This is a genomic window from Solibacillus sp. NPDC093137, from assembly GCF_050280445.1.
Classification (GTDB): Bacteria; Bacillota; Bacilli; order Bacillales_A; family Planococcaceae; genus Solibacillus; species Solibacillus isronensis_B.
In genome coordinates this window covers 766,623-793,539 of record NZ_JBNNVH010000001.1, presented here as the reverse complement: position 1 = coordinate 793,539, position 26,917 = coordinate 766,623, and the positions used below count along the sequence as shown (strand labels likewise).

General features: G+C 33.7%; 30 protein-coding genes and 1 tRNA gene. 11 read left to right on the top strand and 20 right to left on the bottom strand.

What is annotated here, in order from left to right; all coding sequences use genetic code 11:
- Positions 1 to 25 precede the first annotated feature (25 nt).
- From ACQKN3_RS04110 to ACQKN3_RS04075, 8 genes are all read right to left on the bottom strand, one after another.
- Positions 26 to 430 (bottom strand): HIT family protein, encoded by a 405-nt coding sequence (locus tag ACQKN3_RS04110; protein WP_427709608.1) that lies wholly within the window; start codon positions 428 to 430, stop codon positions 26 to 28.
- Positions 431 to 487: 57 nt separating this feature from the next.
- A complete protein-coding gene (locus ACQKN3_RS04105) occupies positions 488 to 988 on the bottom strand; it encodes a DUF402 domain-containing protein (protein ID WP_427709606.1) in 501 nt (166 codons plus the stop codon).
- A gap of 147 nt (positions 989 to 1,135) precedes the next feature.
- On the bottom strand, positions 1,136 to 1,345 hold the full coding sequence (locus ACQKN3_RS04100) for a hypothetical protein (protein ID WP_251687572.1): 210 nt from the start codon (positions 1,343 to 1,345) through the stop codon (positions 1,136 to 1,138).
- Positions 1,346 to 1,763: 418 nt separating this feature from the next.
- The gene (locus tag ACQKN3_RS04095; RefSeq protein ID WP_427709604.1) at positions 1,764 to 1,955 is read right to left on the bottom strand and encodes a DUF6366 family protein; all 192 of its coding nucleotides are present in this window, start codon (positions 1,953 to 1,955) and stop codon (positions 1,764 to 1,766) included.
- Positions 1,956 to 2,015: 60 nt separating this feature from the next.
- Positions 2,016 to 2,615 (bottom strand): protein kinase, encoded by a 600-nt coding sequence (locus ACQKN3_RS04090; RefSeq protein ID WP_427709602.1) that lies wholly within the window; start codon positions 2,613 to 2,615, stop codon positions 2,016 to 2,018.
- A 100-nt stretch (positions 2,616 to 2,715) separates the two neighbouring features.
- Positions 2,716 to 3,075, bottom strand: coding sequence for a DUF4440 domain-containing protein (locus ACQKN3_RS04085; protein ID WP_427709600.1), 360 nt, complete (start codon positions 3,073 to 3,075; stop codon positions 2,716 to 2,718).
- A gap of 45 nt (positions 3,076 to 3,120) precedes the next feature.
- Complete coding sequence (locus ACQKN3_RS04080) at positions 3,121 to 3,906, bottom strand: GNAT family N-acetyltransferase (protein ID WP_427709598.1); 786 nt, start codon at positions 3,904 to 3,906, stop codon at positions 3,121 to 3,123.
- Between the two features lie 86 nt (positions 3,907 to 3,992).
- Positions 3,993 to 5,255: a M48 family metallopeptidase gene (locus tag ACQKN3_RS04075; RefSeq protein WP_427709596.1), complete on the bottom strand. Its 1,263-nt coding sequence runs from the start codon at positions 5,253 to 5,255 to the stop codon at positions 3,993 to 3,995.
- Between the two features lie 160 nt (positions 5,256 to 5,415).
- On the opposite strand from ACQKN3_RS04075, the gene ACQKN3_RS04070 reads away from it, so the two are divergent.
- From ACQKN3_RS04070 to ACQKN3_RS04055, 4 genes are all read left to right on the top strand, one after another.
- The gene (locus ACQKN3_RS04070; protein ID WP_251687559.1) at positions 5,416 to 5,637 is read left to right on the top strand and encodes a hypothetical protein; all 222 of its coding nucleotides are present in this window, start codon (positions 5,416 to 5,418) and stop codon (positions 5,635 to 5,637) included.
- A 124-nt stretch (positions 5,638 to 5,761) separates the two neighbouring features.
- Positions 5,762 to 5,834, top strand: a tRNA-Val gene (locus ACQKN3_RS04065).
- Between the two features lie 365 nt (positions 5,835 to 6,199).
- Positions 6,200 to 6,763 carry a GNAT family N-acetyltransferase gene (locus ACQKN3_RS04060; RefSeq protein ID WP_427709594.1) on the top strand — a complete coding sequence of 188 codons (564 nt, stop codon included), beginning with the start codon at positions 6,200 to 6,202 and terminating at the stop codon, positions 6,761 to 6,763.
- A gap of 228 nt (positions 6,764 to 6,991) precedes the next feature.
- A complete protein-coding gene (locus ACQKN3_RS04055; protein WP_427709592.1) occupies positions 6,992 to 7,210 on the top strand; it encodes a DUF3923 family protein in 219 nt (72 codons plus the stop codon).
- A gap of 391 nt (positions 7,211 to 7,601) precedes the next feature.
- Here the strand turns inward: ACQKN3_RS04055 and ACQKN3_RS04050 are convergent, their stop codons facing one another.
- The 7 genes from ACQKN3_RS04050 to ACQKN3_RS04020 form a co-directional block, all read right to left on the bottom strand.
- Complete coding sequence (locus tag ACQKN3_RS04050) at positions 7,602 to 8,186, bottom strand: inositol monophosphatase family protein (RefSeq protein ID WP_427709590.1); 585 nt, start codon at positions 8,184 to 8,186, stop codon at positions 7,602 to 7,604.
- 417 nt (positions 8,187 to 8,603) lie between these two features.
- A complete protein-coding gene (locus ACQKN3_RS04045) occupies positions 8,604 to 8,984 on the bottom strand; it encodes a hypothetical protein (protein ID WP_427709588.1) in 381 nt (126 codons plus the stop codon).
- 596 nt (positions 8,985 to 9,580) lie between these two features.
- Positions 9,581 to 10,042, bottom strand: coding sequence for a GNAT family N-acetyltransferase (locus ACQKN3_RS04040; protein WP_427709586.1), 462 nt, complete (start codon positions 10,040 to 10,042; stop codon positions 9,581 to 9,583).
- Positions 10,043 to 10,400: 358 nt separating this feature from the next.
- Positions 10,401 to 10,739, bottom strand: coding sequence for a YunG family protein (locus ACQKN3_RS04035; RefSeq protein WP_427709584.1), 339 nt, complete (start codon positions 10,737 to 10,739; stop codon positions 10,401 to 10,403).
- Between the two features lie 327 nt (positions 10,740 to 11,066).
- Positions 11,067 to 11,684, bottom strand: coding sequence for an HAD family hydrolase (locus ACQKN3_RS04030; protein ID WP_427709582.1), 618 nt, complete (start codon positions 11,682 to 11,684; stop codon positions 11,067 to 11,069).
- Positions 11,685 to 12,111: 427 nt separating this feature from the next.
- Positions 12,112 to 13,419 carry a sensor histidine kinase gene (locus tag ACQKN3_RS04025; protein WP_427709580.1) on the bottom strand — a complete coding sequence of 436 codons (1,308 nt, stop codon included), beginning with the start codon at positions 13,417 to 13,419 and terminating at the stop codon, positions 12,112 to 12,114.
- Positions 13,420 to 13,976: 557 nt separating this feature from the next.
- Positions 13,977 to 14,747, bottom strand: coding sequence for a MerR family transcriptional regulator (locus ACQKN3_RS04020; protein ID WP_427709578.1), 771 nt, complete (start codon positions 14,745 to 14,747; stop codon positions 13,977 to 13,979).
- 281 nt (positions 14,748 to 15,028) lie between these two features.
- Here ACQKN3_RS04020 and ACQKN3_RS04015 point away from each other — a divergent pair, with 281 nt between their 5' ends.
- On the top strand, positions 15,029 to 15,529 hold the full coding sequence (locus tag ACQKN3_RS04015; RefSeq protein WP_427709576.1) for a hypothetical protein: 501 nt from the start codon (positions 15,029 to 15,031) through the stop codon (positions 15,527 to 15,529).
- Positions 15,530 to 15,826: 297 nt separating this feature from the next.
- Here the strand turns inward: ACQKN3_RS04015 and ACQKN3_RS04010 are convergent, their stop codons facing one another.
- Positions 15,827 to 16,216, bottom strand: a complete 390-nt coding sequence (locus ACQKN3_RS04010) for a VOC family protein (protein WP_427709574.1) — start codon at positions 16,214 to 16,216, stop codon at positions 15,827 to 15,829.
- A gap of 535 nt (positions 16,217 to 16,751) precedes the next feature.
- Between ACQKN3_RS04010 and ACQKN3_RS04005 the strand changes: the two genes are divergently transcribed.
- Complete coding sequence (locus ACQKN3_RS04005) at positions 16,752 to 16,958, top strand: helix-turn-helix transcriptional regulator (protein ID WP_014823680.1); 207 nt, start codon at positions 16,752 to 16,754, stop codon at positions 16,956 to 16,958.
- A complete protein-coding gene (locus ACQKN3_RS04000) occupies positions 16,955 to 17,635 on the top strand; it encodes a hypothetical protein (protein WP_427709571.1) in 681 nt (226 codons plus the stop codon). The genes ACQKN3_RS04005 and ACQKN3_RS04000 overlap by 4 nt, the downstream gene beginning before the upstream one ends.
- Positions 17,636 to 17,910: 275 nt before the next feature.
- On the opposite strand, the gene ACQKN3_RS03995 is transcribed toward ACQKN3_RS04000, so the two are convergent.
- A complete protein-coding gene (locus ACQKN3_RS03995; protein ID WP_427709569.1) occupies positions 17,911 to 18,675 on the bottom strand; it encodes a VOC family protein in 765 nt (254 codons plus the stop codon).
- A gap of 54 nt (positions 18,676 to 18,729) precedes the next feature.
- Positions 18,730 to 19,275 (bottom strand): PadR family transcriptional regulator, encoded by a 546-nt coding sequence (locus ACQKN3_RS03990; RefSeq protein ID WP_427709567.1) that lies wholly within the window; start codon positions 19,273 to 19,275, stop codon positions 18,730 to 18,732.
- 574 nt (positions 19,276 to 19,849) lie between these two features.
- Between ACQKN3_RS03990 and ACQKN3_RS03985 the strand changes: the two genes are divergently transcribed.
- The 3 genes from ACQKN3_RS03985 (at position 19,850) to ACQKN3_RS03975 (ending at position 23,270) form a co-directional block, all read left to right on the top strand.
- Entirely contained in the window at positions 19,850 to 20,992 is a 1,143-nt protein-coding gene (locus tag ACQKN3_RS03985) for a winged helix-turn-helix domain-containing protein (RefSeq protein WP_427709565.1), read from the top strand.
- A gap of 95 nt (positions 20,993 to 21,087) precedes the next feature.
- A complete protein-coding gene (locus ACQKN3_RS03980) occupies positions 21,088 to 22,359 on the top strand; it encodes an MFS transporter (RefSeq protein WP_427709563.1) in 1,272 nt (423 codons plus the stop codon).
- A 470-nt stretch (positions 22,360 to 22,829) separates the two neighbouring features.
- A complete protein-coding gene (locus ACQKN3_RS03975; protein WP_427709561.1) occupies positions 22,830 to 23,270 on the top strand; it encodes a hypothetical protein in 441 nt (146 codons plus the stop codon).
- A gap of 306 nt (positions 23,271 to 23,576) precedes the next feature.
- On the opposite strand, the gene ACQKN3_RS03970 is transcribed toward ACQKN3_RS03975, so the two are convergent.
- The gene (locus tag ACQKN3_RS03970) at positions 23,577 to 24,911 is read right to left on the bottom strand and encodes an MATE family efflux transporter (protein WP_427709559.1); all 1,335 of its coding nucleotides are present in this window, start codon (positions 24,909 to 24,911) and stop codon (positions 23,577 to 23,579) included.
- Positions 24,912 to 24,940: 29 nt separating this feature from the next.
- On the bottom strand, positions 24,941 to 26,086 hold the full coding sequence (locus ACQKN3_RS03965; RefSeq protein WP_427709557.1) for an FAD-dependent oxidoreductase: 1,146 nt from the start codon (positions 26,084 to 26,086) through the stop codon (positions 24,941 to 24,943).
- A 143-nt stretch (positions 26,087 to 26,229) separates the two neighbouring features.
- On the opposite strand from ACQKN3_RS03965, the gene ACQKN3_RS03960 reads away from it, so the two are divergent.
- The gene (locus ACQKN3_RS03960; RefSeq protein ID WP_427709555.1) at positions 26,230 to 26,853 is read left to right on the top strand and encodes a TetR/AcrR family transcriptional regulator; all 624 of its coding nucleotides are present in this window, start codon (positions 26,230 to 26,232) and stop codon (positions 26,851 to 26,853) included.
- The last annotated feature ends 64 nt before the right edge of the window (positions 26,854 to 26,917 follow it).

The window sequence follows — 26,917 nt, the reverse complement described above, 5'->3', positions numbered from 1 at the left end:
AAACCTCTTTTATTAAACTTTAATATTATCCATTTCCCCTTCTATTCGTCTCACCTTTAAACATGTACCGGATGCCTTTACCTGCAAGCGGTTCATCTGTATACCTTGGTAAAACATGAAAATGAGCGTGAAAAATATGCTGTCCTCCAATTTCTCCACAATTCCACCCCAGATTATATCCTTGAGGTTGGTACATCTTATCCAAGTAATCTTTGACATCTTGAAGAAGTGTATATGTGGCATTCCATTCATCAATTGTTAAGTCAAACGCAGATTCTCGATGGATTTTAGGTACTATTACGCCAGAACCTTCAAGTTGGATTCCTTTCTGTTGGGATTGTTCTAGTTGTAAAAACCAACAATGTTCATTGCTTAAAATAATATTTTGAGTTGGCTCTAATTCTGGATGACAAAATATACAATCATTCATTCTGTTTCACACATCCTCACTAATTTACTATCTTGTTCTGAAATAGTTTAGCGTTTATTATGGTTTTAAAATAGAAGGAAATTCTTTTATAAAAGGAAAGTTCCCTTCATTAACTTCTACTTTCAATCGTTCTAATGCCATGATTGCTTCTTGTTTTAACTCTTCAGGGTACAGATATTTTATACTGTTTTCTTCAAATTCATCTTCGTCCACAACTTCCCAATCGTGATTTTCCCTTTTTATAAAATCTAAATCCAAATCTACAAAACAAAGCTCGTTTTGATTTAAAATTGAAGGCATTGCGACATTACAATATGCTGAAACAACGGCCCCTTCTTGAACTTCCAACGCTGCGGTAAACCATTTATTGAAAGGAAAATATTCTATTGACGTATTATTAATCGTGTAAACTTCATTTTTAGAATGATGCACTAACTTCCTTCCTGATTTGCATAAAACAAGTATGTATTCAGGTGTAGTTTCTAGTATTTCCCCTTCCCATTCATAATGAGGAATATCTGGAAACTTCAACGCTTTAATTTTCAAGATATTATTCAAATAACTCTCCTCCGAATACATTTTAAATTTATCACACTAAGTATTTTAACTCCTATTCATATTAACATAAATTACCAAACTGAATTTATGACATTTTTGGAACTAAAAAAGCATTACCCGTCTCAAGGTAATGCTCCTCATTTTAAATCAAATATTATCATTTTTCTTTTGATGAATCAGTTGAATTAACTGATCGATTTTTTCATTTTTTTCTTGATCCAATTTTTGTTTCATTTCCATAAATTTTATCGCTTTGACAATAAAATAAATCACAAAAATAATGATAACTAAGTTAATTAGAATTGGTAATAACCCGAACAAAGCAAACACGCCCATACCACCGCCATCATATAACATTTCCATCACTCCATCTCGATAGATCCTTTTATTATATCATTAAATAAAGTAGAGGTATTTATTAGCATAAATCTGTTCGTTCACTTCAATATAAATAAACCGACCAGTATTAACTATTTTATATTTATCTCCACGACATTCCATATAAAACGATGTAGAAAGTAAGCTACTCCCCCAAAAATAAGAAGTATCAACTCGATTTTGATTAAAGACACCTGTTCCATAAGAGGGGTATGCGTTGAGCGATTCGCTGAAAAAATTGACCACCAGCTCGGATCTGGATATTGATGTGAAATCCCAATCCAGAGCAGAAAAAATAGCAAAACTAAAAACCAATAGATTTTCATCTAAACCACCTTTAAAATACTTTTATGTAAGATTCCAAAGTTTGTATTCCTCGGTCTATAAGAATGCGCCTTTAGTTGAAAAATGTTAAATAAATTACAATAGCGATTACTATTATAAGAAAAAGAATTCCTGTACCTTTCCACCCTAAATCCCCGATTAAATCTTGAAGGCCGCCACCATGCATAGCTGCCGGATTTCTCTTTAATTCTTGTTGCCTTAATCTTTCTCTTCTTGCTTCTGGAGTTTCTTGATCTTTATTCAATATAGATTCCTCCTACAAACAACACTTGTTTACGTTTTAACATAATTATCCAGTATAAAATTAATAATCTTTTCCACAAGTCATACAGCGATTATCTGTATCTTTTTCTCCATACATCCGAAGTTCTTTTTCTATGTTACAGACACGGCATTTTTCAAATCGTATTTGAGGCAATGTCCCAGCCTCTGCTAATGGGACCCATTGTTCTTCATATAATTTTTTTGTCATTCCATAGTCAATTAAAACAAGATACCCCTCTTCATTTAGCCCGTAATTTCCACTATCTTTAAAATCAAAGCCATCGAGTTCTTGATCGATGACTTCGATTGCGGTTTTTAAATCTTCCATTATTCTTGGGTCGTTCTCTAAATCAATATCGTAAGAGCAGTGATTGTGTAGAGGGAGTTGTTCATAAAAAGGCTGAACGACATATTTCTCACTCAAAAAAAGAATTGGCGCAATATGCTTCTCCAGCCCCTGCATTTCCAATGATTTGTACATTTGATCCTCATTTTTACTTTGGGCGTACCCGATTGGGTGTAAAAATGTTTTTATGACAATATCTTCGAAACGATAAACTTTTCTCGTTGAACCGATTCCTATCATGTCAGCTTGTTTAAGCAAACCTTCTATGTTTTCTACTACTTTAGAAATATTCAATTCTCCATCCCCGAATCATCTATGTATTTAGTTCCAGCTATTGCAACTACTGTTTTAAAAAATTAAGCGCTAATCCTTTAAAAAGAATAGCGCTTGAAAACTATAGTGGGATTTTTGTTCCTTGATGGAAATGCATTTTCCACTGTCCATTAACTAATTTCCAAATTGAGCTCCTTAGTGAATGCTGGTTGTTTAGCTCATTATAAATTCGATAAGTTGCTAGAACGATTTCATCAGACATTAAATGTATTTCAAAATCACTCATTGTCATTTTTACAATTCCAAGAGTCGCTGCGCTAATTTCCTCATCTTTGTACAATACTTTCCCTGAGCTTCCAAATTCAAAAAAATTGTCTGAAAGTAAGTTCGTAAGCTCCTCTTTTGATGTCCGAATTTCCGGTAACAACAATTTGTTTTCTAATTGAAATAAATGTCTTTCTAATATTGATTTATTCTCCACTTTCCAATCACCTTTTCTGTTCATGTTAATGTAAAAAGTATTATCCTAATCTGGTACAGGAATACTAGGTGATTGGCAACCATAAGAGTATGCTAGACAACTAAAACCAGACTTTTCAAGGATCGGTTTACTCATCGGACTGGCATCAACTGTCAGGAAAGAATACCCCTTCTCATAAGCTTTTTGTGCACGAACAGCCAAGAGTTTTGAATAATAACCATTGCCTCTGTATTGCGGAAGCGTTGAGCCTCCCCATAAGCTGGCAAAGGACGAATTATTCTCTAAGTACATCCAAGCAGCACTTACAAGCTGACCATCTACATAAATCCCATAAATATATAGCGAGTCCGGACTATTTTGCTTATCTCTCCATAGCCTTTCCCCAAGCTCTGTATGGGATTCATTCCAGATCGCCTCTTCTAGCACAATAACATCATGGATGCCCTGTTCATCCGTTATTTCCTTTACTGCATGCAGATCGTAATTTGTAAGAAAAGGATGACTTTCCGATAATTTCACGACCATGAGTGCTTCTTGATCATCAATCGTAAATCCCTCTTGTTTAAGTAATTCAGTCAAATTATCAGGTTTGTCATAGCTGTACACTTTCCATTCGAAACTTTGCTTAAGGTTCCCGAAAAAAGTTAGCTCCTTTCGAATTACTTCTCTTGCCGACCTTTCATTTACATTAGAAGCTAATATAAATCCGCTTTCGTTAAATTTTGAAATGTGCCGAACAACATGGTCGGTTTCTTCCCTTATAAATCCTGGTGTTACAGCTTCTTGGCGCAATTCTTTGTGAAAAAGTGAAATCCATTCGTTTTTGTCCATAGCCAGTTCCTTTCAACGCCTCAAATATTTATTACAAAAAATTGAAGCGTTTATAGATATAGTAAACTAATTATACATGTTTTTATTTAATCCTCATCAACTTCTTCTGCAATTTTATCGATTCTTTCTAACATTGGCGGATGTGTGTAGCGGAACCATTTCACAAGTGCTGGCGGGTTTACTTCACTAAGACCGGCTTTCGTCAACTGTTGAAACGATGAAATCGCTGCTTCAGGGTTTTCTACAAGCTCAATAGCAAATTCATCTGCACGAATTTCCTGATAACGTGAAATCGCATTGGACAATGGGCTAGAGAAGAAAAGTAAAAATGATGAGATTAACAAAAATAACGGCAATGAATTTAAATTGCCCATTTCTTTAATTTTCAGGATCGGTCCGTAACGACGAATCATCCAAGGCATGATTTTTGCGATCAGCCAAAGTCCAATGAGCGTCATAAATATATAAACCGCGATGTTAATATAAATATCCTTCAGCAAATAATGCCCCATCTCGTGCGCCATGATAAACAGGATTTCATCATGGGTTAACCGGTTTAATGTCGTATCCCACAGCACAATCCGGGAATTGTCGCCGATTCCTGTCACATAGGCATTTAAAGCATTCGTTTTCTCCGACATATTCACTTCAAACACATGGTCTGATGGAATGTCCGCCTGCTCAGCGAGAGATAGAATTTTCGTCTCTAATTCCTTGTCTGTTAAAGGCGAAAAATCATTGTAGATCGGATCGATGACGACAGGTTGAATAAACATTAGAAAGATTGAAAACGGTACAGTCAAAGCCCATGCATAGAGCCACCATTTTTTGGGGCTTTTTCTGATAAGCCAATAAAGAACTGCTATCATGATGACCGACATCCCAAACTCCAGCCAAAAATCAATTATATTTTCCCGCATCCATGAGGAGAAAATCTGCGTACTGATCCCATAGCTTTTGCTAAGCGTATAGCGGTAATAGTCCATCGGGAATTGGAGGATGAACAACAGCAAGGAAAGGTAGAACAGATACATTGTTGTTCTGAATATGGACCATTTAAATTGTTCTGAACTCCATTTCTCAAACAAACGTGAAATTCCCGTAATTAAAATAACGAAGTAAAGCAGCCATTCCAACGGCGTCGTGATAAAGAACAGGAAATTTCTTACTTTCGATAACTCCTCACTTAATAACAGCTCCTGTGTTGTAAGAAAAGTGCTTGGATCTGCTGCCGTTCCTTGAAGAGCGGCTGGAATCCCACTATTTTGTCCATGGAAAAAATACAAATACATTGCGACAACATACAGTCCAAATGCAAAAACAGCCAGTAAACCCCATTTTTTTGTCATTCCTTCTACACCTCAATTCATTCGTTACCATATCCTATTATTGAAATGTGGAAATCATTTCTATCGAGTTGGTCAATTTCAATTTTTGATGGTTCTATACATCTTGGAATCTTCATAAATTGACTCAATTTAAAATCGAATTAACAAGGAGCGCTTAATCATGTTGTTTGCTGTTCATTATTTGGAAAATAATACGCCTGTCCTAAGCCAGTGTTTGGAACGTATTCCTGAAGTAGATGAGGATTTAAAAATAAAAGGTCGTAAAGGAAAGGTTGTAAATGTTGTTCAAATCGAAGAGAGTAAATACCACGTCTATGTCGTCCTGGAAAAAGTAAATAAAAAACAAGCTTTATTAAAAGACGATAAAAAGAAAAGACGTTGATCTATGGGGAAATTGTAGGATTCAATAAAAATAAAAGTAAAAATATAACAGTTTTCTATATACCGCTCCCTCTGAAACTGCTATAATAACAGGTAAGAACATTGTTATATATGTTCCTTATCACGGTCTTGTAGCTCAGCTGGGAGAGCACCACCTCGACAAGGTGGGGGTCGCAAGTTCGAGACTTGTCGAGACCATTATTTCAAGTGCCTGTAAACGTTGGTATATCAGCGTTTACGGGCTTTTCATTTTTGAGAGACTTTCTCCCTTACGCCTGATTTTTTGGATTTGTCCGCAATTTGGCTACTACACTACATTGAATAAGTGAGCGTCATATTCGTCTGGTTTATGACCTTACGCAAAAGATGTTAACAAACGACGCGTTGGGAATGTTTCGTTCTATATTATTTTTACAGAATTAGGTAAATATGCTATATTTATAGGGATTTTATATAGAAAGGATTGATTAATATGAAACAGGTAACAAAGGTGATTGAAAAGTAGATATATCTTCTCTTTTCAAATCTCAAAGAAACGAAAATAATTGAAAAGAGGATAAGGAATGTACTCAAATAAAGAATTAACAATACGACCAGTAGTCGAGGAAGATTTATTTCGCTTGTGGGAACTCATTTATAAAGATGAAAAGCCCGAATGGAAAAAATGGGATGCCCCTTATTTCCCACATCATCCGAAGCCATATGAAGAATTTTTGTTATCAAAAGATGAATGGATTGGTGATGACGATAGCTTCTGGGTAATTGAAGTAAATGGAATAGTTCGTGGGATTATCTCTTATTATTGGGAGCATAAGCCCTCAAAATGGCTTGAAATAGGGATAGTATTACATGAAGCAGGCTCATGGGGAAAAGGCATAGGTACACGAGCATTAAAATTATGGATGAATCATCTCTTTACAACAATGCCATTAGTTCGTGTAGGTTTTACAACGTGGTCTGGAAACGAAAGAATGATTCATGTAGGAGAAAAACTTGGTATGCAGATGGAAGCACGCATTCGTAAAGTCCGCTATCATGAAGGTGTTTATTACGATTCAATTCGTATGGGTATTTTAAGAGAAGAATGGGAAAATGCTATGTTGCATACAGAATACATTAAAATCTAATTAAACCTTCCCAATGAAAGTTGGGGACACATTAAAAAGGCACGAACGTTTTAAAACAATGTTTATTGCCTTTTTGTATGAATCATTAGCTCGTGCTGCATTTTATACAGATGATGCAAACCATAGATGGAACGGTGTTTTGAGATTGTATATTTATATTTTGAATAAAGAATTATTGCAATTATGATTTATTTCTTTTCGTAGATTTATTTACAGGGAGGAATAAAAATGATTAAAAAAATATGGTGGACGCTTACAGTTTTTTGGATTGTCGTATTTGGCGGTCTAGCTACATTTATTTATATTAGAGAAGTAGATGCTACTGGTGTAGTCCAAACACCTGAATTAAAATGGTTTTCTCTAGCATTGTTAGGTGCTTTATTTATTTTCATTGCTATATACCATCTCATATTTTTATTTATTATTAATAAAAGAGCATCTATATAACCATACACATAAAGTAAAAAAACTTTCTCAAATCAAAGTTTGGGAATACAGAAGAAAGACGTGAATGTTGTTATATCAACATTCATGTCTTTTCTATTGAAATGAGGGTACTCTCTTCTAACATTCTCTTAAAAAATCTTATTCAACAATATGGCCCTTTAACGGGAAATCGCGATCTTCATAATGAATAATCGCGTTCGAATGTTAAACATTAATTTATCCACGGTTCATTAAATTAATAACTTCTACATGCAAATAAGCAATTTATAAAAAAAGAAGGTTCCACACATTGGAATACCTTCTGTAGTATAAGTTTTAAATTTTGTAACATTTTCCTCATTAAAGTAATTAATTCCAGATCCTTCTTTTATCTAGAATTTATTATCTATTTTTAGACAATATCAATTAATGCTTTAGTATGGCTTAATCCTTCACTTACCATATTTAAGAAATACTCTTTATTATCTGGATGGCAAGCAATTAGATACGGTTCATTGCTCATACCTGTAAATTCATTTCCTTGAAAGTCAATTACAATTCCTCCAGCTTCTTTTACCATAAGTACGCCAGAATACAAGTCATCGCCTTCAGAATTATAAATGATAATTCCGTCTATATCACCTTTAGCAAGCATACACCATTGCAGCGTTGGAGCCCAAAGCCTCATCATCCTTTTACAATTTACATCGATATATTGTCGTAGCTTAACAGCTTTATCTTCATTCTGAACTCTATGCCCCTGTATCCAAGCAATAATAAATTTTTTAGGATTATCTTTCTTTTTAATTTTTAATTCTACATCATTACAGAATGCACCATCGTTCAAACTAGATGTAAATAACCTATTAACCAAAGGTTCGTATATAACTCCAAGAACTGGCTCGTGTTTATACAAAAGCGTTATAGAAGAAGAAAATACCGGTAATCCAATAGCAAAATTATTAGTACCGTCTAATGGGTCTATTTGCCAATTCATAAATAATTGCCCATTTTAATACTAGAAAAAAACAGCAATTTGTATTCAGATTGCTTGTTGTTCTTTTTTAATAAATACTTTAAAATATCATTTTTCCACAATGGGATGTATGTTTTTCTTGATGCTAACCATTTCTGTAAAAATGCTACACTCAAAGAAACCTTCGATATGTTGATGTAATAACACTTCGAAGGTTTTGTTTCGTTTCTTAAGTATCATTAACATTTCTTGAAAGATAGTTATTCAACAATCTGGCCCTATAATTGAATTTAGCACTTTTCTTATTCAAGAAAAGCGCCGCCATTTAATTATATTCCATTTATAAAGGTGAAAAGGAGTTATCAGTAATTGCTACTTATTCTCTATAAAATGTATCCAACTAAGTGTAGTGTTTCCAAATAAATCCTCTTGGAGAAGTTACTTATTCTTATAATTTATGGCCTCTTTAAATTCTTCGCTAGCTCTGATATTGTAAAACATATTTCTACTTTTTATGTTCGCTATTGTTCCTGTTTTTGTATGGTCTATCCACAAATAATATTCACCATCGCTTAGTTTGATTTTATATTGCGGAACTATTTGGTTATCTACTTCACCAAATTCTCTAGCCTTTTTAAATGTTTTCTCTATAATTTTAATATTCTTCACATCAGATATTAATTGTAATGTATCTGGTTTTTCTTCTTCAAAATTAATTAATTCTTGAATTTCTATAGTGTTTATTGTTTCTCTAGTGCTGTCACAACCTACTAACCACATAGTACAAATAATTACAAATAAAATTGTCTTTATATTCATCTTACGTTCACCTCTTTTGTTATTTTAATTTTACCTATATACTATTCGGATTTATTGTATCAGTAAAAAATTCTATATTTCCCCATTAAGTCCTTCTTCAATAACTAAATGCTGTGTTAGTTGAACAAAAAAGCTAGCAAAGTATCGTTTAGTAACTCCCCTTAACAGATTGCTATTCCACAATATGGCCCTTTAAAGGAAAAACGCGATTTTCTCATTGAAGAATCGCCCCCGATCGTATTATTAGGTCAGCCAGAAATTATTTCTGGTTGACCATTTTTTATATCGATATAGGAAAACGGTAGCCGGGGTAGAACGTTCGCGACCGTGGGGCAAAGACCTCGTCCGCAAAAAAGTTCACCCCCTACTTGTAGAAACATGTTTGAGGCTGGTTGGGACAGTGATCTCGTATAACAAGCGAAGCTATGACACTACAAAGGGGATATAGGGGTTCTAACCCCCAAGACTTGGGCTTGCTACAATTAATGTTACAAAACCAGGGCTTGGGGACATCTTATCTTTATATATAGTAATGGCGCCCGCTCAAAAAAGCTGCGAATCGGTTGTAGATAAAAAAACTGATTTCACTAATCCTCTCAGAATAAGAAACTCATCACAATTAATTCACCCTTAGGCCCTTGACGGCGCACACCGTAATCCTTAAATCCACACTTCTTATAAAGATATTGTGCAGCTGTGTTTGCAACATTAACTGCAAGTACGATTTCATTAATATGAGGGAAATTCTTTTGTACATATGCGGGTAGTAACTGCAATGCATGCTTTGCATAGCCTTTCCCTTGTTCATTAACCGCTGTTGAAAAAGCACGTACTAAAATCGCATTACAATTATCCGAATATGGTGCTACTCCTTCCTGCTGATGTAAATCAAAATATGTCACAAGCTTTCCTTCAACTATCGCTAATATAGGTGTTCTGCTATTACTGGCCAATTTTACACATTCACGTGGGTGTCCTGTAAATTTTAGCTGGCTTTCAACTAATTGATATTCGTTAATTAAATTTTGGTATGATTGAATGAATGATTGTAATTTCAAGATTAACGCCTCCAGATAAGAACTTATGTTTCTAACGTATCTTTCCGTATTTAATATCGCAATATTTTTTGGAATTATGTGCCAAATAACGCTTTGGTGCGTTTCATATTTTTGATTCTACACACAAGTTAAGTTAGGATTACCCCAGAAAAAATGTTCCTCAACAATATGGCCCGATTTTTGAATAACGTGTTTATCAATAAGGGATTAAAAATAACGAAATAAAAAGAAGACCGTTGTCACACAATGGTCTTATACATATGTATTGTAGGGGTGGTGGGACACTACCGCCACTGTATCGGTTTATACCTTAAGGAATGCTGAACATTACATCTTGATTTGTTCAACAATACAGCCATTAGTATAATAAGGAGTCTAAAACCTTTTGTTTTAAATAAGAGTATTGGCCTTCATTAGTATCTGCATATGCTTCATCTCTATTAGAGGTAATGTCCATATATAAAATTCCTTCTCTAAATTGGGAAGCTGTGAAATCATATCTTTTGTTATTAATAAAATTATAAAAGTGCCACCCATCAGGTAGTTTAGTTTTTTTTATTTCACCGCCCAATAAATCATTTACAACCAATGCAGTAACTCCACACTGCCCCGCCGAGGGAGTATCTCTGCTCCATTTTGTACTTGATTCTACCGACCAAGATTTAGACAAAGCATTCGCCATTCGAGCTATTTCCATATTAATTCTCCCTCCCTTTCATAAAACACCCATTTCCCTTCCATTACCGTAAATGTTAAATCACATTTTGAAGCCAGTGCCTACTGGTTAATCTTAAGATAATCTTCTTGAAGAATTCCCCATACAGCACAGTCCTTTATATTGATATTTTAAATTACGTATCATATGTTTAATAATTCCTTCTTGTACCATCCCTACAATAGAATAACTTACCTTACAATTTCCAGTGGAATTGTCAAAATTATATAAGTCGATTTCTCCAATTAGTTCATCACTTGATTTCAATTCAATTCCCAATTACAAAATTCCTTGGTTTTATCACCATCACTAGAATATACTTAAAAGTTCATCAAAACTTTCAATTTCATTATCATATTGACTTACTTGCCCAAATCCGTATTTAGCAAATATAAAAGGAATTTTAGCAAATCTGGCTGCATTTAAATCACCTTCCGTGTCACCTACATACACTGGATTTAATAAGTTGTTTCTATCAATCACTAATTTAATATTTTCACCTTTTGACAGGGCTGTTCTTCCATGACTTTCAAAATCCATAAAATACTTTTCAAGTTTATGATATTTGTAAAATGATTCTATGTAGCCATCTTGGCAGTTACTAACAATATATAGTTTATATTTTTGAGAAAGCTCTTTTAGGACATTTTCTACATTTGGATAGAGGACTCCGCCGTGTTTTTCTAAGAAAGATTGTTCTAATTCGCAACAAACTTTTACTAGTTGTTGCCGCTCCGTATAACTTAAAGCGGGAAAGAATTTTCTACTTATTTCATTCATCTGTAATCCCATTGTACCTTCAAAGTCTTTCCTAGTTAATTGACTTATTATTTGGTTATTGTTTCTTATAACGCTGTTCCAAGCATTGAGTACTGTGTCAATTGGATCCCAGAGAGTGCCATCTAGATCAAAAATTACACTATCCAATTAAATTTCACTTCCCTCTAAACTAGTTTAAAAACTAACTTTGCTACATCCTAATATTACCATTTTAAAATCGATTTATATAGTTGCTTTTTAAATGACTTATTTTGATAATTGGTATTGAAAAATTTAGCAAATCACTTTTGATACATACGTTATTCAACAATCTGGCCCGTTTGTTGAAAAAAGCAAAGATCAAATTTAAGTACTTATATCCTTGTTCAAAAATATGATTTGACAGAACTGATTATATTTGAACCTTGAGTTACATTAAAAGCCACCTGATTTTAAATTAGTAATAGCTTATACAGAAACCCCTACCTATCCAGACAAAAAGTTGTAGCAGCGCTAGACACAGCTTAAAAAGCTTCTTTTCCACTAAAAAAGGCTATGGTACGTTTTTTGAATTTGTACCATAACCTTTTACTATTTATTTAATAGGGATTTTCACAATCGCTCTTGTCTCTTTTTCATTTATTGTATCAAACGTAATCGTTCCATTGTATTTATTAATTGTTTCTTTAACAATAAACAAACCTTGTCCTCTAACTCTTCCTTTCTCTACTTTTTTCGTAGAGAAGCCTTGTTTATAAATTTGATTTATGTCAGGTTGCTTTCGCCCAGCATTCGTAATGGAAAACGTATAATATAACTCGTCTGCTTTACAGCTAACTGTAATTTTACGTAGTTCCTCTGGCAACTCCATTGTCGCTTCTATCGCATTATCAATTATGTTCGATAATATATTGATTAAGTCAATTGTTTTTATGTTATCAAATGGATTATCATCAACGGTTATCTGTATATCAATTTGTTGATTTTGACAAGTTAGTTTTTTTGTTTGCAGTAATATCGCTAAACCTGGGTGATCAAGATTCAATTTAATGGATTCAATTGTCTGTATGTCTTTAGACAAAGAATCGACATACTTTGTCGCTTGATCTACCTCACCTATATGCAGAAAGCCATGTAAAACCTGGATATGGTTAATATAATCGTGCCTTAATGATGAGACAGAAGCAATTAACGTTTTAATTTCCTTTTGATATGTATCCTCCGTAGTTCCAACTTCTTTTTGATACCACTTTTGTAAAAGTAAGAAAGAAATAATAACAATAATAACAAAAAGTCCACTGAGTACTAATATAAAAATATTACTATTAATAACTGTTTCTGTAATCCCGTCAAGCGTCTCCGTACTAATATCAATGCCAAGGTAGCTAATGATTTCCCCATTTTCATTCATAACAGGTGTACCAACCGTTATATAATGATGATCATATTTCGTATCTTCTAGGATCCCTGTTACAAATTGCCTTCCTTCCTCATACGCTAATTTTACTTGGGCTTCCGGTACAGTACAAACTTCACCTATTAGAAATTCATTTGGATTATCCTTGTTTTCAGGATAACCTACAATTAATGCTTTCGATGTAGTAGGATTATCTATTTCCAGAGTATAGACGTATAATACACCTAGTTTTTCTCGGGCATCATTCAAATAATGCCGTATTGTCCAATAATCTTCATCACGATTCCGTTCTTTTAAAAATCGCTCATACGTTTCCAGATCAATCGCCTTTGCAATGGATTTGGCAGCTTCAAGATTTTGGTTAGCAATCGCCTCTTCCACTGTATCTTCAATCTTTATATAGGAAGTATACATACTTATTCCAATAAAGAATATGACTAATATTATAGATAACACTATTATTAGCTTTAATTTAAAACGTTTCATATCAAAATAATCTTCCTTACTATTAAATACAATATTTTGCTGTAAATTAAACAATTAAATTATTTTCCTGAAATTGAAATAGCCCTTCCCACCGACTGTTGAAATAAGGGCTATTTCATTTAATTTCTTTATTCTTTGTACCAATAAAAAACACTTCAATACCATTAAGTCCTTACCTTTCAATTAGTAATCTGTTATAAAATCTATAATTATTACTATTAATTCGATATAAAGGAACAAAAAACAGTATAAACGTTCTAAATGCTTTTGTCCAAAAAACTTTAATATTACCAGGAATGCAATTATTTACTTTTTTCACAAAGTTACTCCATTTTTTATAGAATCCTGCTATTTATATCCTCAAACATGGTTGGTAACCTTTCATAAATAAAAATCTACAACAATAGCGGTATATACTGGCTATAAGAAAATCCAAACAAAAAAATCCTAATTTCTCGGTTAATAACTGAGAAATTAGACTTTAGTTACTTCATAATGGAAAATCAAGTGTGTTGTTTTAAATGAGATAGACCATATAATTCAAGAGTATTGCTCAACTATTCCATTTCTTCTTGCTGAATATAATATTCTATCGCTTGATCAAACCATTTTTGTTCATCTTCCGTAAAAGGAGAAGGTGTCATATTTTCAAGTTCTTGAATATCAAGTTCTCCTTCTATATTCGTATCAGCGAGTTTTTGCATCAAATCCTCACCAAGAAATGAAAAAAATTCTTCTACATAGTTCTTAATCATTCGTTGTACTTTCGGGTCTTCTACGGGTTTACCATATAATTGTTTCACCTCTTTAGACACTTGAATAAACGTTTTATCTAAAGAGATTTTATCTTCCTCCGATTTCTTTTCTAACTCTTCCGCGATATCCGTTAACATATGGCGATCCATCCATTCTTCTTGTATATGTTGAATACGCATACCGTGAATAAGGTTTAGTATTAAGTTACTATCCACTGATCCCTCTTCCTCAATTAACCTAATTACTCTATTAATAGATTTCATTGACTGTTCGATTTGTTTTTTCTTTTTTTCTAAAGCTTGAAAATGGAGGGACAAGCTTTCGTTTAAATCAACGGTAAAGCTTGTTTTATTTAATAAATTTTTTATTTCATCCAGACTATATTCTAGGAATTTTAAACTTAGAATTTTTTGTAATATTATAATATCTTGATAATTGTAAATGCGATGCCCTGAAGAAGGATGCTTTTCTGGTCGTAATAAACCAATTTCATCATAGTAATGTAAAGTAGGAATAGGTACTCCTGTTTTTTCCGAAAACTCCCCAACAGAAAACTTGTTATTGTTATTCATCAAAATTCCCCCCAACAAAAGTATAAGTTCATTATAAATCCTCAAGTAACTTGAGGTTCAATGGATAAATTTGAAATTGAAATATTACTTTCTTCCCAAAATTTTGTTCACTAATTTTACGCTCCAATAAATAAAGCACTTTCCTTATTCAAGGATAGCGCCTATGAATTGAAGAAGTTATTTAATTAGAAATCTTTATGCCATTCTTCATCTAAAATGACACCTTTTTTAATGATAAGGTATTATTAGGGCTGATACCTATTTGAAGGGAGAATTAAACGATGTTTTCAATTGATAAATATATTGTTTCAATACAGACTAATTTAGAAAAACATACAACTACATTAGTTAAAGAACTGGAAAAAATTATTTCTTACAAATTTGATGATGCTGTTGATTTGGTAGATTTTTCTGTATTTACAGATCCTACAAGATTTGAACTATCTATTATGATGTTTTCGATGGATAGGAATGCAAATGAAGTATTTGGTGAAAACCTTACAGATAAAATTTTTGCAGGAAGTGTTGAGGTTCTTGGAGTCACGTCATATTATCAGTTGCAAGACAATCAACAAGATACTTTTTGGGATTTCTATGATCAAAATGATGAAGATTTGGCTATTGAGGAACAACAATTATTTACGGAGTGGTTTATTGGATGCTGGGAGAAAGTAGGTGGAAAAGAATTTAACTTACCTGTTTATATTGGGTTCCATGACGAAACATCTTCATATGACTTGCAGAATGCAAAGTTTATAGAGGATGAGGAAAAATGGATTTAGGAATCACTATACATAGCACTTATTTAAGAAAAGCGCCCGATTGTTTATTAGGGTGGCATCATATTTAACCATTTATATTCTTAAATACCCCCCACTTTGATGACTGTAACTGAATAAAGCACAATTCAAGAATTGTGCCTTATTGGGGAAGATATTTTTCAATTAAAGCCACTAATTGAAGTATACAGGTTTAAACAAAACCTAAGGTATGTTATTACAGCACTCCTTGAGTTATTGTAATGCCTCAAAATTTCACTTTGGGGTGTTATTTTTTATGTATGAATATTAAATCATAAATTATATACCTTGATTATTACGCAACTCTATAATAGTTCCTTCTGGTGCTATTAATTTACAGAGTTCACCATTTTCAACATGGTAAATTATCTCTTCATTTTTCTTAATAAAATTTAAGTTCATGCTTTGTAATCGGTCAACTTCTAAAGATAGGTTTTCAACCCAAATGCAAAAATGAACAAGACCTTCACTATTTAAATTAACTTTAGTCAATGTTCCCCCTTGTTTACTTGTTTGTAATTCAATATAAAAATCACCTAATCTTAACCACGAATTATAATCACGCCCCTGAAAATTAGGGGATTCTTGAACAACTTCAAATCCTAAAGCCTTTGTATAAAATTCGATTGTTTCAAAATACGAATTTGTCTGTATACATAAATGATGCACGTAGCTATTCCTCATTAGATTCCAATCCCTCTATTCCCATAAATTTCAACAAGTCAATTTTTCCTTTTAGTTTAATCTAACCTATAATATTTTTCCACATTTATCCTAGCGCTAAAACAGCAATTGAAACCTACTACATTTAATTTACATTAACAAATAGTAAAACCCGTTCAGAGCATTTGAACGGGTTTTAAAAGTTTACATTTGGTAACCTGCTGTTCATAAGCAGCCAAATTCAGCCCCCATTTAATTAAATGGGGATGATTGGCGTCAGTTGGGTACCTTGCATAAAAAGAAAGTTATTCAATAATATGGCCCTTTAACGGAATAACGCGATCTTCTTATTGAAGAATCGCGCCGGATTGTTGTATAAGGATGACATAGAACTAATTTATTTACTATGTTATGCAAAAAGATGTTACCAAACGACGTTAGAGAGTATTTTTTCAAACCAAATGACAATGATAGGTTTCTTTTTGACTATTATCATTGTCATTATGACTTTTATCATTTACAATTAATTTGAGGTGATGAAATGAAAAACAGATTAAAGGAGTTGCGTGCTAGAGAAAGTATGAATCAAACTGATTTAGCTAAAAAGGCAAAGGTCTCTCGCCAAACAATTAGTCTGATTGAAAGAAATGAATATATGCCTTCTTTGTTAATCGCCACAAAAATCGCTTATGTATTTAATGAACCCATTGAACAAATTTTTATTTTTGAGAAGGAGGAATTAGAATGATCTTGTTAACATCTGCATTAATTATTACTATTTACAGCCTACAACAATTGTGGGTATCCCATTCCGTTATTTCTACAACTGAAACGCTTTTATTTCTTTGCAATATTAGTAGCGGATTTTTATTAGTTTTTGCAGCTACCTATAATATCAAAATATCACGTGCTTTGAGCTATCCATCTACCGACAATGAAGACACTTTTTTTGATTCTCTTGAACGAAAATATTATCGAATCCCAAACTCAATCATAACAGCACTGGTCATTGCTTTTATAGCAACTGTTATAGGCTTTATTTTTTTACGAGACGGACATCCGCAACTTGTATTAACTTCATTAATTATTGGTGTTGTTTCATTATTGTTCTCCATGTCAGATTCAAAAATGGCATCTATAATTTTCCCGAATTATTCGCCGCCTGTACCAAATACAAAGGAGCCTATTTTAGATTCCTTAAATATGTACGATGACGGTCAAAAATATGTATTATTAAAATCGTTATATAAATTATATTTCCTTATCATATTTCTACTCGTCTTACTTATTTTCGGACTCATGTATTACTCTATTTTATCCGATAATAACCAAACTGTAAGTATTATTGGAATCGGTGTGATTTTATTGATCAGCTTAACGATCTTTACAAGTAGTTTGAAACCCCAGAAAACCATTAAAAAATAAAGAATCAGATTGAAAGATTATTAAATTGTTACAATATAAAAGATTATTGACATAAGAAAAATCGGTAAATGCTGTTACAACAACGTTTACCGATTTTCTAACACTTCTCCTTAAAAATGTTGCTCCACAATCTGGCCCTATAACGGAAAACGCGATCTTCATATTGAAGAATTGCGCCCGATTGTGGAATATCGTTTTTTCGAATTTTGTATTCTCATAAAACATTCACAAAGCGTGTTTTAGATTTTCTCCTTTTCCGGAAGGACATATCAATCTCAAAAATTCAGTATTCTTAGGTTTTCTATCAGTAACGGGGTTAATACTTTACCCTTAGAATTAAGTAACACGCGTGTTTCTATAGTCTCGCTAATATAAAAATGTATTGACTGATCATTTTTAAGTGGAATATTAAGTTGATTGGTATCTTCTTTAATACAGTAGAACACATTTTTTAACCATTCGAAGTCTCGACTTGTAAACGGGCCGAAAAATTGGACTGATTTTATTCCATCTATACCATTAACTTTACTATTTGGTACCATTCGCTTACGCATTTTCTCTTCAATTTGTGGAGTATCGACTTGCTGAAAACCTAATTGAAATGGTAATTCGTCAAAATACGGGAGATATGCATTTTGCCACTTAGCAGAAAAATTAATTAGTTTAAAGAAAAAAGGAAAACTTATTCTTTCAGGATTTGATATGCCAAATCTTTTCAATAACTCCGTAGTTTTTTCAATATTATTTGTTTTGAGAAATAGTCCAATGACACCTCTGTGACCATAATTATACTTATCAACCCAGTCTTTGATCCAGCCACCGCCATCTTTCGATTTAATATAGATAAACTCGAAATATTCATCTCCTATCCATAAATTAGAGGCTTTGAATCCTTTATTTCCTTTTCCTTTTGCTGGTATATAAGGTAATCCTAACCGATTAACTTCCTCAATAAATTGAATATTTTTTTGATATTTCTCATCGACATTTACCACAATATGGTCGATAGAAAATGGGTTTATTTTAGAAACCTGTTCCATATAGTTCCTCCTTATATAGTCAACATTGAATATATTGTTAAAAATAAAACCGATTTAATCGGAGTTATTTTCTTTTTTTATTACACCAATAACACTTTCAATCAACTGACTCTGCAATTCAATTGTTTTTATCATGTGATTGATCACAATTGAGGATAGTTCAGATAACTCGCCGTTAGTCGCAATTTCTTTCTGTTTCTTTCCAGCAATAATTTCTTTTTTTTCTTTGTTTAAAGCGCTCATATTGTTCTGAAGTATAGAAATCGCAGACTGATGATCTAATTGATACGCAAAACCAATCCCTGAATATAAATCGCCATTGTAAAGAACGGGTGAGTATAGGGCATCTTTTATAAGTGATTGTTGATAATCTTTACCCTTTTGGGTAATTTTGAATTCAGAACGTTGCCGATTGCCTGTCATTTCAATGCTTGAAATGATGATATATCCTTCCTTTTCCAATTTCTTGATTGCATTATAAATCGAACCAGGTAATACACCACTCCACCGTTTGGCATCAGTATTTTCAAGTATTTGTTTCATCTCATAACCTGACATGGGGCGTCGATTTAACAGCTCTAGTACCAATAACTTAATCATTTTATCGCTCCTATATTCAACGTTGAATATATTATCATATAAGATCACTGAAAATGTCAACATCCCCAATCTTTTACATTATGAAAGAACCATTATAAGAATCATTCTTATTTATTCATTAGTAAATCAGTGCTGCTTTATTGGATATTTAGTAGTTCAAAAAATGTTGGACTGTTTCAAACTTCTGTTAATATTCACACAAATAATCCGTTTAAATAAAATTGTTATTCCACAATATAGCCCTTTAACGGAATAACGGGATATTCTTATTGAAGAATTGCGCCCGTTTGTTGAATAACTGACAATTTAGTACAGTTACTTCATCCATAACTTATTTCCTCTCCTATTTATGCATAATAAGATTAGAGTGTATAACTATATAATAGGATTTTCCAAAGAAATCTCCATCTCGATAGTTTAGTCCAGCTGTACCAGACTCGCATATTTTTAAAGTAAAAAGAACGGCAATCCCTTACATTTAACGACACCGTTCTTTTAAGGTATATTTAATGAGAAAGAGGTACCATGTTAAAATCAATTATAAAAAATTATCCCATTTTGTTGAGGTGAAAGAATGGAGAAGATCAAGTTTTCCAATATGGGTTTTAAAGTAACATACCGTTCCGAAGAAATAATTTTTTTACCGAGGGAATATCGATTATTTAAATTTTTATATCAAAATCCTTACCGAATTTTTTCAAGGGAAGAACTCTTAGACGCTGTTTGGCCAATGGAAGATCCAGTCGATAGAACTGTAGATGATCATATTTATAGAGTTAGAAAAAAAATTGAATACCTTTCATCTGTTGTTGAAATTGAAACAATCAGAGGTCAAGGATACCTTCTGTCATTGAAAGAGGTACATGAAAGTCCACTATTAAAGGATAACGAGGTATCCACACAAGTTAAAAACCTTTTTCACAAATATCATCGCTACGGACAGGGAGATGCCCTAAAACTTTTAGAAGAAAATCAGAATGTATTCGGCTTCCACATCGATTTACCGAACCTCCTTTATCTCCAATTCATGAAAGGAGATTTCAGCTGGTTCCTTGAGGCACAGGAAATTACTTTTTGGGAAAAATGCTTTTATTTATTACATATCTATTCATTTATTGAATTAGATAAGATGAAATGCCTAGATTACTTTACGTGTGCTTTATCTGCTGAAGAAATACCTGAATATCAACGCTTAGAAATGAAATTGTTAAGTCGTCTATCATTATTAATTTACACAAAACAGCTCGATGAAGCAGCTACCCTTCTTCATCAATCTAAAAAAGAGATTGATGAAAAAAAAATCGAAGGATTCATACCGTTGATCTTTATTTCAGAACTATGTCTTGCCTTACTTCAAAAGGACCTTCAAAAGGTAGAGGTAAGGATGGAAGAAACGAAAAAATACCTCGTAAATTATCCTTATCTAAGAGAAATTGCGAATTTTTCAATTGTTAAAGGTATTTATTGCCTTCTTAAAAATAATGAATCCAAAGCTGAAGATTATTTTGATAAAGGATTTCAACTACTCCAGGAGGCTAAATTCATACCTGGGGTGTTAATGAATATAAATATGATTCTGTTTTACTTAGACGAGTTTGGATTGCACGGAAGACTACAAACTTACTATCGTGAATTAAAGAAAAAGTATCTACAAGAGTACAAATTAAATGAATTACATAGCAAAATCGAACTTCAGTTAAAATATCACTTAAAATAATTGCTCCAAATTTTTTTATTTCCGTTCCTCTGATAGTCCTCTGATAATTTCTCGTTATGCTCATTATTAAAGACACTATCGTAGGAGGATTATTTATGAACAAAGAAATATCAATATGGCGCAATGGCAACTTTATTAAATTCTTTTCTGCTAACACTTTAGCCAACTTAGGAAACTGGTTTGATTTTGTTGGGGTACTTATCTTATTCAGGTATACATGGAAGGCTGACCCGATGCTGATTGCTCTGATCCCTATCATGTATGCCATTCCTAGTATACTTTTAGGACAATTTGCGGGCGTATTTGCCGACCGAAGAAATAAGAGAAAAATCCTTATCTATTCTAACTGGTTTCGTGCAGTATTAACTTTGTTGCTTGTCTTTACACCTACGCCCTGGCTTGCTTTGCCAATCCTGTTTTTACGAAACACTGCGGGAGTGATAAGCCTTCCTGCACAGCAGGGATTGATGAGAAATATTGTTGAAGAAAAAAACATCATGCAAGCAATTACTATTAATGGTAGTCTGTTTCAATTGGTTAAGGTGATTGGCCCGTTATTGGGAGGTTCAGTGGCTGGAATATTTTCTCCGAATGTTTCCGTTGCAATAAATGCTATAGCTTTCACTATATCTGGAATACTCCTTACACGAATCAAGGTACAAGAAATCGAAACAAGTGTAGAAATAGAAGCTACACAATCAGGGTTTCTAGGTTCTTGGAAGGAAGGTTGGCAGATTGTTTTAAATAGCAAAATTCTTTTGGCAAGTATCATATTTGGGATTTTTAGCGTCCTCACAATACAAATGATTGACGCACAGATTGTAACTTTGTTCAGTGAAGTGTTCCCTAGCAAACCTGAATTTACAGGCTGGGCAATTTCAGCTATTGGCATCGGATCGCTCTTTGTGGTCATACTTCTAAACAAACTTAAAAAAATCTCTAAATTTGGTTGGTTTTTCGGTACCGGAAGCCTTCTAATCGGTGTCATGACTTTAGGTTTTGGGTTCCTATCGGACTTCAATTTCATAGTACTTGCAATCTTTCTTTCTATTATTGGCGGGATTGGAAATGGGTTAACTTTTACTGCCGTAAATTACATTATTCAAACTGAACCACCCAAGGAAGCTATAGGAAGGGTTACCGGTATAATAGATTCCTTAATGAGTATCCTTTTTATTGCCGGACCGCTTCTCGGCGGGCTATTAATAACACAATATGGAGTACTAACCGCCTTTAAAACAATCGGTCTGGCACTTTCCATTATTGGTATAGCTGGTATATTTCTGCAAAATCTCATTTGGAAGCAAAACAAACCTGCAAAAGTACAAATTGAAGTTAAAATTAAAGAGGGAAATGAATCGTTTTGAAGTGTAGGAATGTTTTTAATAAAATGACCTGTACCGGGTGCAAACACAATTTAGACAATCAACTATTTTACTAACTCCAACCAAGCGACAGCTTCACAATGTTTAGAGTATATAAACACATTTAGTTAATTATATAGATCTGGCTCCTATTAAGCGTGGTTTTAGGAGTTATTTAATTATTGAAAGGTACCTTTCATAAAAGAACGTTATTCAATAATATGGCCCTTTAACGGAAAAACGCGATCTTCTTATTGAAGAATCGCGCCCGATTGTTGAACAATGAATGATCTTAATTTTATGCGTTCACAAGGTTAAGAATAACATTATTCCCTAACAACGCTTTGGGAATCATTAAAGGAATTTATTGGCATTTTCTAGAAATATAATTATATCGATTTAGAAGGTGTCTTATACTTTAATGACGTAATTTAGTGGAATAAGCCGTCTTTAAAAACACAAAGGAGGCATGTATGAAAAAGGTATTAATTTCTTTATTAGCCGTAGCTGTGTTAGTAGGTGGACTGTATTTTGCATCTAACTCTGAACCACCTAAACCAGTCATAACAATAGAAAATAAGACTGTAAAAGTGGCACAAGGTTCTTATTGTTGGAACGGGCTTATTAACGCACAATGTGTTGATAAGATTTCTCCACCTGATCTGATTAAACATCACGAAATTAAAACCGTTGTTGTATCACCTGGAGCTGAATTAAAAATAAAATTTAATCGTAAACCACTAGAGAATACGTTAAACGCATCTATATGGTTCAGTAACAATGAAGTAGAAAATGCTCCATTAAATGAAAATGTATTATCAGTTCCAAAAGAAAAAGGTGTTTATATTTATAGTATTTCTGCATATTGGGAAAAGGGAAGTTCAAGTTATGTCTTTATAATTGAAGTTAAGTAAGTTTTTCACTTAAATGTACTTTAGTGAAAAAGTATTTACAATGTATACATAAATAAATCTAATAACGTTTCCAAATCAAAGTTTGGGAGTGCAAAAAGGGACAAGCGTTGATGTGACAGCGCTTGTCTCTTTTTTAGAGTAACTTTGTTTATACAAATTTTTATACTTCCCTATTGCTGAAAATGGTACAATTCGTCTTCAAGAATTGCGCGCGATTGTTGAAGAGCATATTTTGTTTCCCAAACCTCTCACTCGGAGACACCTCCCTAATATATATAGCAAGGTACAAAGCTATGCTGCTACTCTTTAGATCAATGTTTGCTTTACACGTTTTCGTACAAACATCACAATGACAATAGCCATTGTTAATTCCGCAAATGGCATCGTTAGCCAAATCCCATTCACGCCAAATACTTTTGGTAAGACAAACAAATAAATTAAAAATACTATATAGCTTCGCATCACAATAATAACAGTTGCTGACCATACTTTACCAACCGATTGGAAATACGTCATGTAGACGAAACTTATCCCAATAAATAAGTAACCAATAAAGAATAGACGAATTCCTTCAACCGCTAGTTGAACAATCGCTGGATCATCCACCCCGAATAATTGAACAAGCTGCGGTGCAAGTAAATAGCCGATGACAAATAGTGTGACACCTAAAATCAATGCTGTTTTTTCCGCTAAAGCAAGTGTCTCCTTTAGCTGTGCCTTCTTTTTCGAGCCGTGATAATAGCTTACCATCGGTTGCATGGCCGTCTCAATGCCAAAGAACGCTAAAAACATGAAGCCGTGTAAATAGTTGATAACCGAAAAGGCTGTAACTCCTTCTGTTCCAAGTGCCGCAACAACGCTTAAATTGTAGCCAACAACTAACACAAAGGCACCCGATTCAGCTAATAAACTTGGAAAGCCAATCGCAAGAATACGTCGACCAAGTGGCAATGACCAGTTGAATCGCCATTTATTAAGTACCACTTTTTTGTTGAAGAAGTGAGGTACGAATACGAGTACCCCGACAACTCCACCAAGAATTGTTGCAAGTGCCGCTCCGTAAACACCCATGTTTAGTACAAAAATGAATACATAATTTAGTATTACATTGACAACAGATGTTAGCCCAAGCGACACCATGCCAAGCATTGGACGTCCATCATTTCGGATGAAAATGCTAAGGAGTTGCTGTAACCCGAGCACCCATCCAAGCGCAAATAATACACCTAAATAGTCCGTCGTCGATGCAAGTGTTTCCTCATTTGCTCCAAGCCAACCTGCCACTGTTTGTAAATTTAAGTAACCTACAATACTAATAGCGCCTAAAATAGCAGTGAAAATAGCCAGCGATAGCGTAAAGCTGCTTCTTGCTTCATCAGCCATATCTTCACCCATTGCCATTGAAAAATTCGTTGCGCCGCCAATACCGATCCATAGACTAATTGCTAAAATAATCGTGAAAATTGGTGCCGCTAAGTTCACACCTGCTAGCCCCACTTCTCCTACACCATGCCCAACAAAAATGCCATCGAGTAGCAGGTTGATAGACATAAGTAGCATACCGAACACTGCTGGAAAGAAGAAATGGAAAAATAGCTTTTTCACCGGTTTATTCATTAAATCTTGCTGTAAAGTTTCCATAACTCTGATGTCCTCTTTCTATTAGTAGACTATTTTTCCCAGCTTACATCAATTCCTACATCAAATAATGCATAATTGTCTGCATTGTCTAGTTCAAGTGATTCTAAAAGATTTGCACTATGATATACTTTCTCCGCTCGGTCTTTACGTACCTCCTGGAATTGGGCAAAGGCTTGCACATAGTCATTATCACGTAAAAGCTTAGCTAACACCATTGCATCCTCTAATCCAAGTGTTGTACCCATTCCTGCGTTTGGATCTGCTGTATGCAGGGCATCTCCTATTAATACGGCACGCCCTTCTGAATACTGCTGCATTAGTTCAATGCGGAATAATGACTTCGCAATTAAATGATCCGTACTTTCCACTAGCTGCTGAATCGGCATTTCCCAACCTGCGAAACGCTCACCAAGCTCTTTACGAAGCTGTTCGATTGGCTTTTCATCAAACGCTGCCACTGACGGCTGCTCCGGCTCCGTAGTAATAATCGACCAAGAAATTGCCTCGTCTGTTGGATGATGTTTTGCTACGAAAAAGTTAAAGTTCTCATGGAAATACATGAGCGCTGCATCCTGGGCAAAGTACTGCTTAAGTTCGCCTAGTTTGTCATTTTCCACAATCGCATACACACCTGTTTTCCCTAAATAGCGCAACTCTTTTTCTGGGAAGAGCTGCTGGCGAGTTTTAGAACGTACACCATCTGCTCCGATTAAAATAGAGCCAATCGCTTCTGTACCATCCTCGAATTCAACAACAACCTGTTTAGTGTCCTGTGTTAACTGCTTTAATCGCTTATTAAACTGAACGTCGATCCCTTGTTTTTGTACTTCTTTATATAAAATCTCAATTAAATGGTAACGTGTAATATTCACAAATACCGGCATATCTGCAAGCTCGCCCTCTAGCTCTTCTTCCATTTCACCTAATACCGAGTTGTTGTCTTTATCGAGCACAGCGAAATCCGTTAATGCATGACTATTGTTCATGAGCTCCTCTCCTAAACCTAGTAACTCCATCATCGCAATGCCGCTTGGGTGCATGACGAAGTGACCTCCCACCTTTCCATATATTTTTGCTTGCTCATACACGACACTTTCAATATTTGCTTTTTTCAAAAATAACGACATTGCCAACCCTGCAACGCCTCCACCAATAATGATTACTTTTTCATTCATTTCAATCGCTCCCTTCGAAAAAAACAATAACATTATTCGGACGAACGGTCAATTAAAATGAATGAATATCATTACTTACTAAATTTGATAAAAAATTAACAAACCTTTGTCCGATTAATTCGCGTTATAAAATAGAATACGCTATGATAGAGATTAAAAAGGCAGGAGAGATAATGAGTAGACCTATTGGAGTAAATAGTGAGGATACGAAGCAATTCATTGTTGATATAGCAACAAAATGCTTCGAGCAAAAAGGCTATAGTGCCACATCAATGGCCGATATTAAAAATGAAACAAATATGAGTAAAGGCACAATCTATTACCATTTTAAAAATAAAGAGGAATTATATTTATATTGTATTCAACAAGTTTCCAATGAATTTCTTCATAATTGGACTATGATGTCTAAAACTGAACATTCAGCTGAAAAGAAGCTTTATATTTGGGCAAATTTAAATAATTTAGTTGTGCAAAAACCAATTATGAACACATTGCATGAATATTTTGTGGCAACAAATAAAAATAACTATGACGCCGTTATAAAATTGTACGAGCCTGAATTTCAAATAGTGAAAGATATTTTGGTTGAAGGTATTGAGAGTGGTGAATTTAAAAATGATTTACAGGTAGATGATATTACAGTACTTTTATTTAATTTTATGACTTCCCTTGACCATCTCGATTTATTCGACTACAGCACCCCACAGAAGCAAAAAAAAATTTATAGATTAGCAATCGATCTAGTATTACCGGGCCTGAAAAAGTAAGCATACTTAAAATTAATAGTAATGACTTCAATTCAAATGAATAACGGGAAAGATAAAAAGTAAA

Bases quoted from the DNA above. Each gene is read 5' to 3' on its own strand.
- ACQKN3_RS04110 (WP_427709608.1), bottom strand. From the start codon at position 430: ATGAATGATTGTATATTTTGTCATCCAGAATTAGAGCCAACTCAAAAT.
- ACQKN3_RS04100 (WP_251687572.1), bottom strand. From the start codon at position 1,345: ATGTTATATGATGGCGGTGGTATGGGCGTGTTTGCTTTGTTCGGGTTA.
- ACQKN3_RS04080 (WP_427709598.1), bottom strand. From the start codon at position 3,906: ATGGACAAAAACGAATGGATTTCACTTTTTCACAAAGAATTGCGCCAA.
- ACQKN3_RS04075 (WP_427709596.1), bottom strand. From the start codon at position 5,255: ATGACAAAAAAATGGGGTTTACTGGCTGTTTTTGCATTTGGACTGTAT.
- ACQKN3_RS04070 (WP_251687559.1), top strand. From the start codon at position 5,416: ATGTTGTTTGCTGTTCATTATTTGGAAAATAATACGCCTGTCCTAAGC.
- ACQKN3_RS04060 (WP_427709594.1), top strand. From the start codon at position 6,200: ATGTACTCAAATAAAGAATTAACAATACGACCAGTAGTCGAGGAAGAT.
- ACQKN3_RS04055 (WP_427709592.1), top strand. From the start codon at position 6,992: ATGATTAAAAAAATATGGTGGACGCTTACAGTTTTTTGGATTGTCGTA.
- ACQKN3_RS04050 (WP_427709590.1), bottom strand. From the start codon at position 8,186: ATGAATTGGCAAATAGACCCATTAGACGGTACTAATAATTTTGCTATT.
- ACQKN3_RS04045 (WP_427709588.1), bottom strand. From the start codon at position 8,984: ATGAATATAAAGACAATTTTATTTGTAATTATTTGTACTATGTGGTTA.
- ACQKN3_RS04035 (WP_427709584.1), bottom strand. From the start codon at position 10,739: ATGGAAATAGCTCGAATGGCGAATGCTTTGTCTAAATCTTGGTCGGTA.
- ACQKN3_RS04025 (WP_427709580.1), bottom strand. From the start codon at position 13,419: ATGAAACGTTTTAAATTAAAGCTAATAATAGTGTTATCTATAATATTA.
- ACQKN3_RS04020 (WP_427709578.1), bottom strand. From the start codon at position 14,747: ATGAATAACAATAACAAGTTTTCTGTTGGGGAGTTTTCGGAAAAAACA.
- ACQKN3_RS04015 (WP_427709576.1), top strand. From the start codon at position 15,029: ATGTTTTCAATTGATAAATATATTGTTTCAATACAGACTAATTTAGAA.
- ACQKN3_RS04005 (WP_014823680.1), top strand. From the start codon at position 16,752: ATGAAAAACAGATTAAAGGAGTTGCGTGCTAGAGAAAGTATGAATCAA.
- ACQKN3_RS04000 (WP_427709571.1), top strand. From the start codon at position 16,955: ATGATCTTGTTAACATCTGCATTAATTATTACTATTTACAGCCTACAA.
- ACQKN3_RS03995 (WP_427709569.1), bottom strand. From the start codon at position 18,675: ATGGAACAGGTTTCTAAAATAAACCCATTTTCTATCGACCATATTGTG.
- ACQKN3_RS03990 (WP_427709567.1), bottom strand. From the start codon at position 19,275: ATGATTAAGTTATTGGTACTAGAGCTGTTAAATCGACGCCCCATGTCA.
- ACQKN3_RS03985 (WP_427709565.1), top strand. From the start codon at position 19,850: ATGGAGAAGATCAAGTTTTCCAATATGGGTTTTAAAGTAACATACCGT.
- ACQKN3_RS03980 (WP_427709563.1), top strand. From the start codon at position 21,088: ATGAACAAAGAAATATCAATATGGCGCAATGGCAACTTTATTAAATTC.
- ACQKN3_RS03975 (WP_427709561.1), top strand. From the start codon at position 22,830: ATGAAAAAGGTATTAATTTCTTTATTAGCCGTAGCTGTGTTAGTAGGT.
- ACQKN3_RS03970 (WP_427709559.1), bottom strand. From the start codon at position 24,911: ATGGAAACTTTACAGCAAGATTTAATGAATAAACCGGTGAAAAAGCTA.
- ACQKN3_RS03965 (WP_427709557.1), bottom strand. From the start codon at position 26,086: ATGAATGAAAAAGTAATCATTATTGGTGGAGGCGTTGCAGGGTTGGCA.
- ACQKN3_RS03960 (WP_427709555.1), top strand. From the start codon at position 26,230: ATGATAGAGATTAAAAAGGCAGGAGAGATAATGAGTAGACCTATTGGA.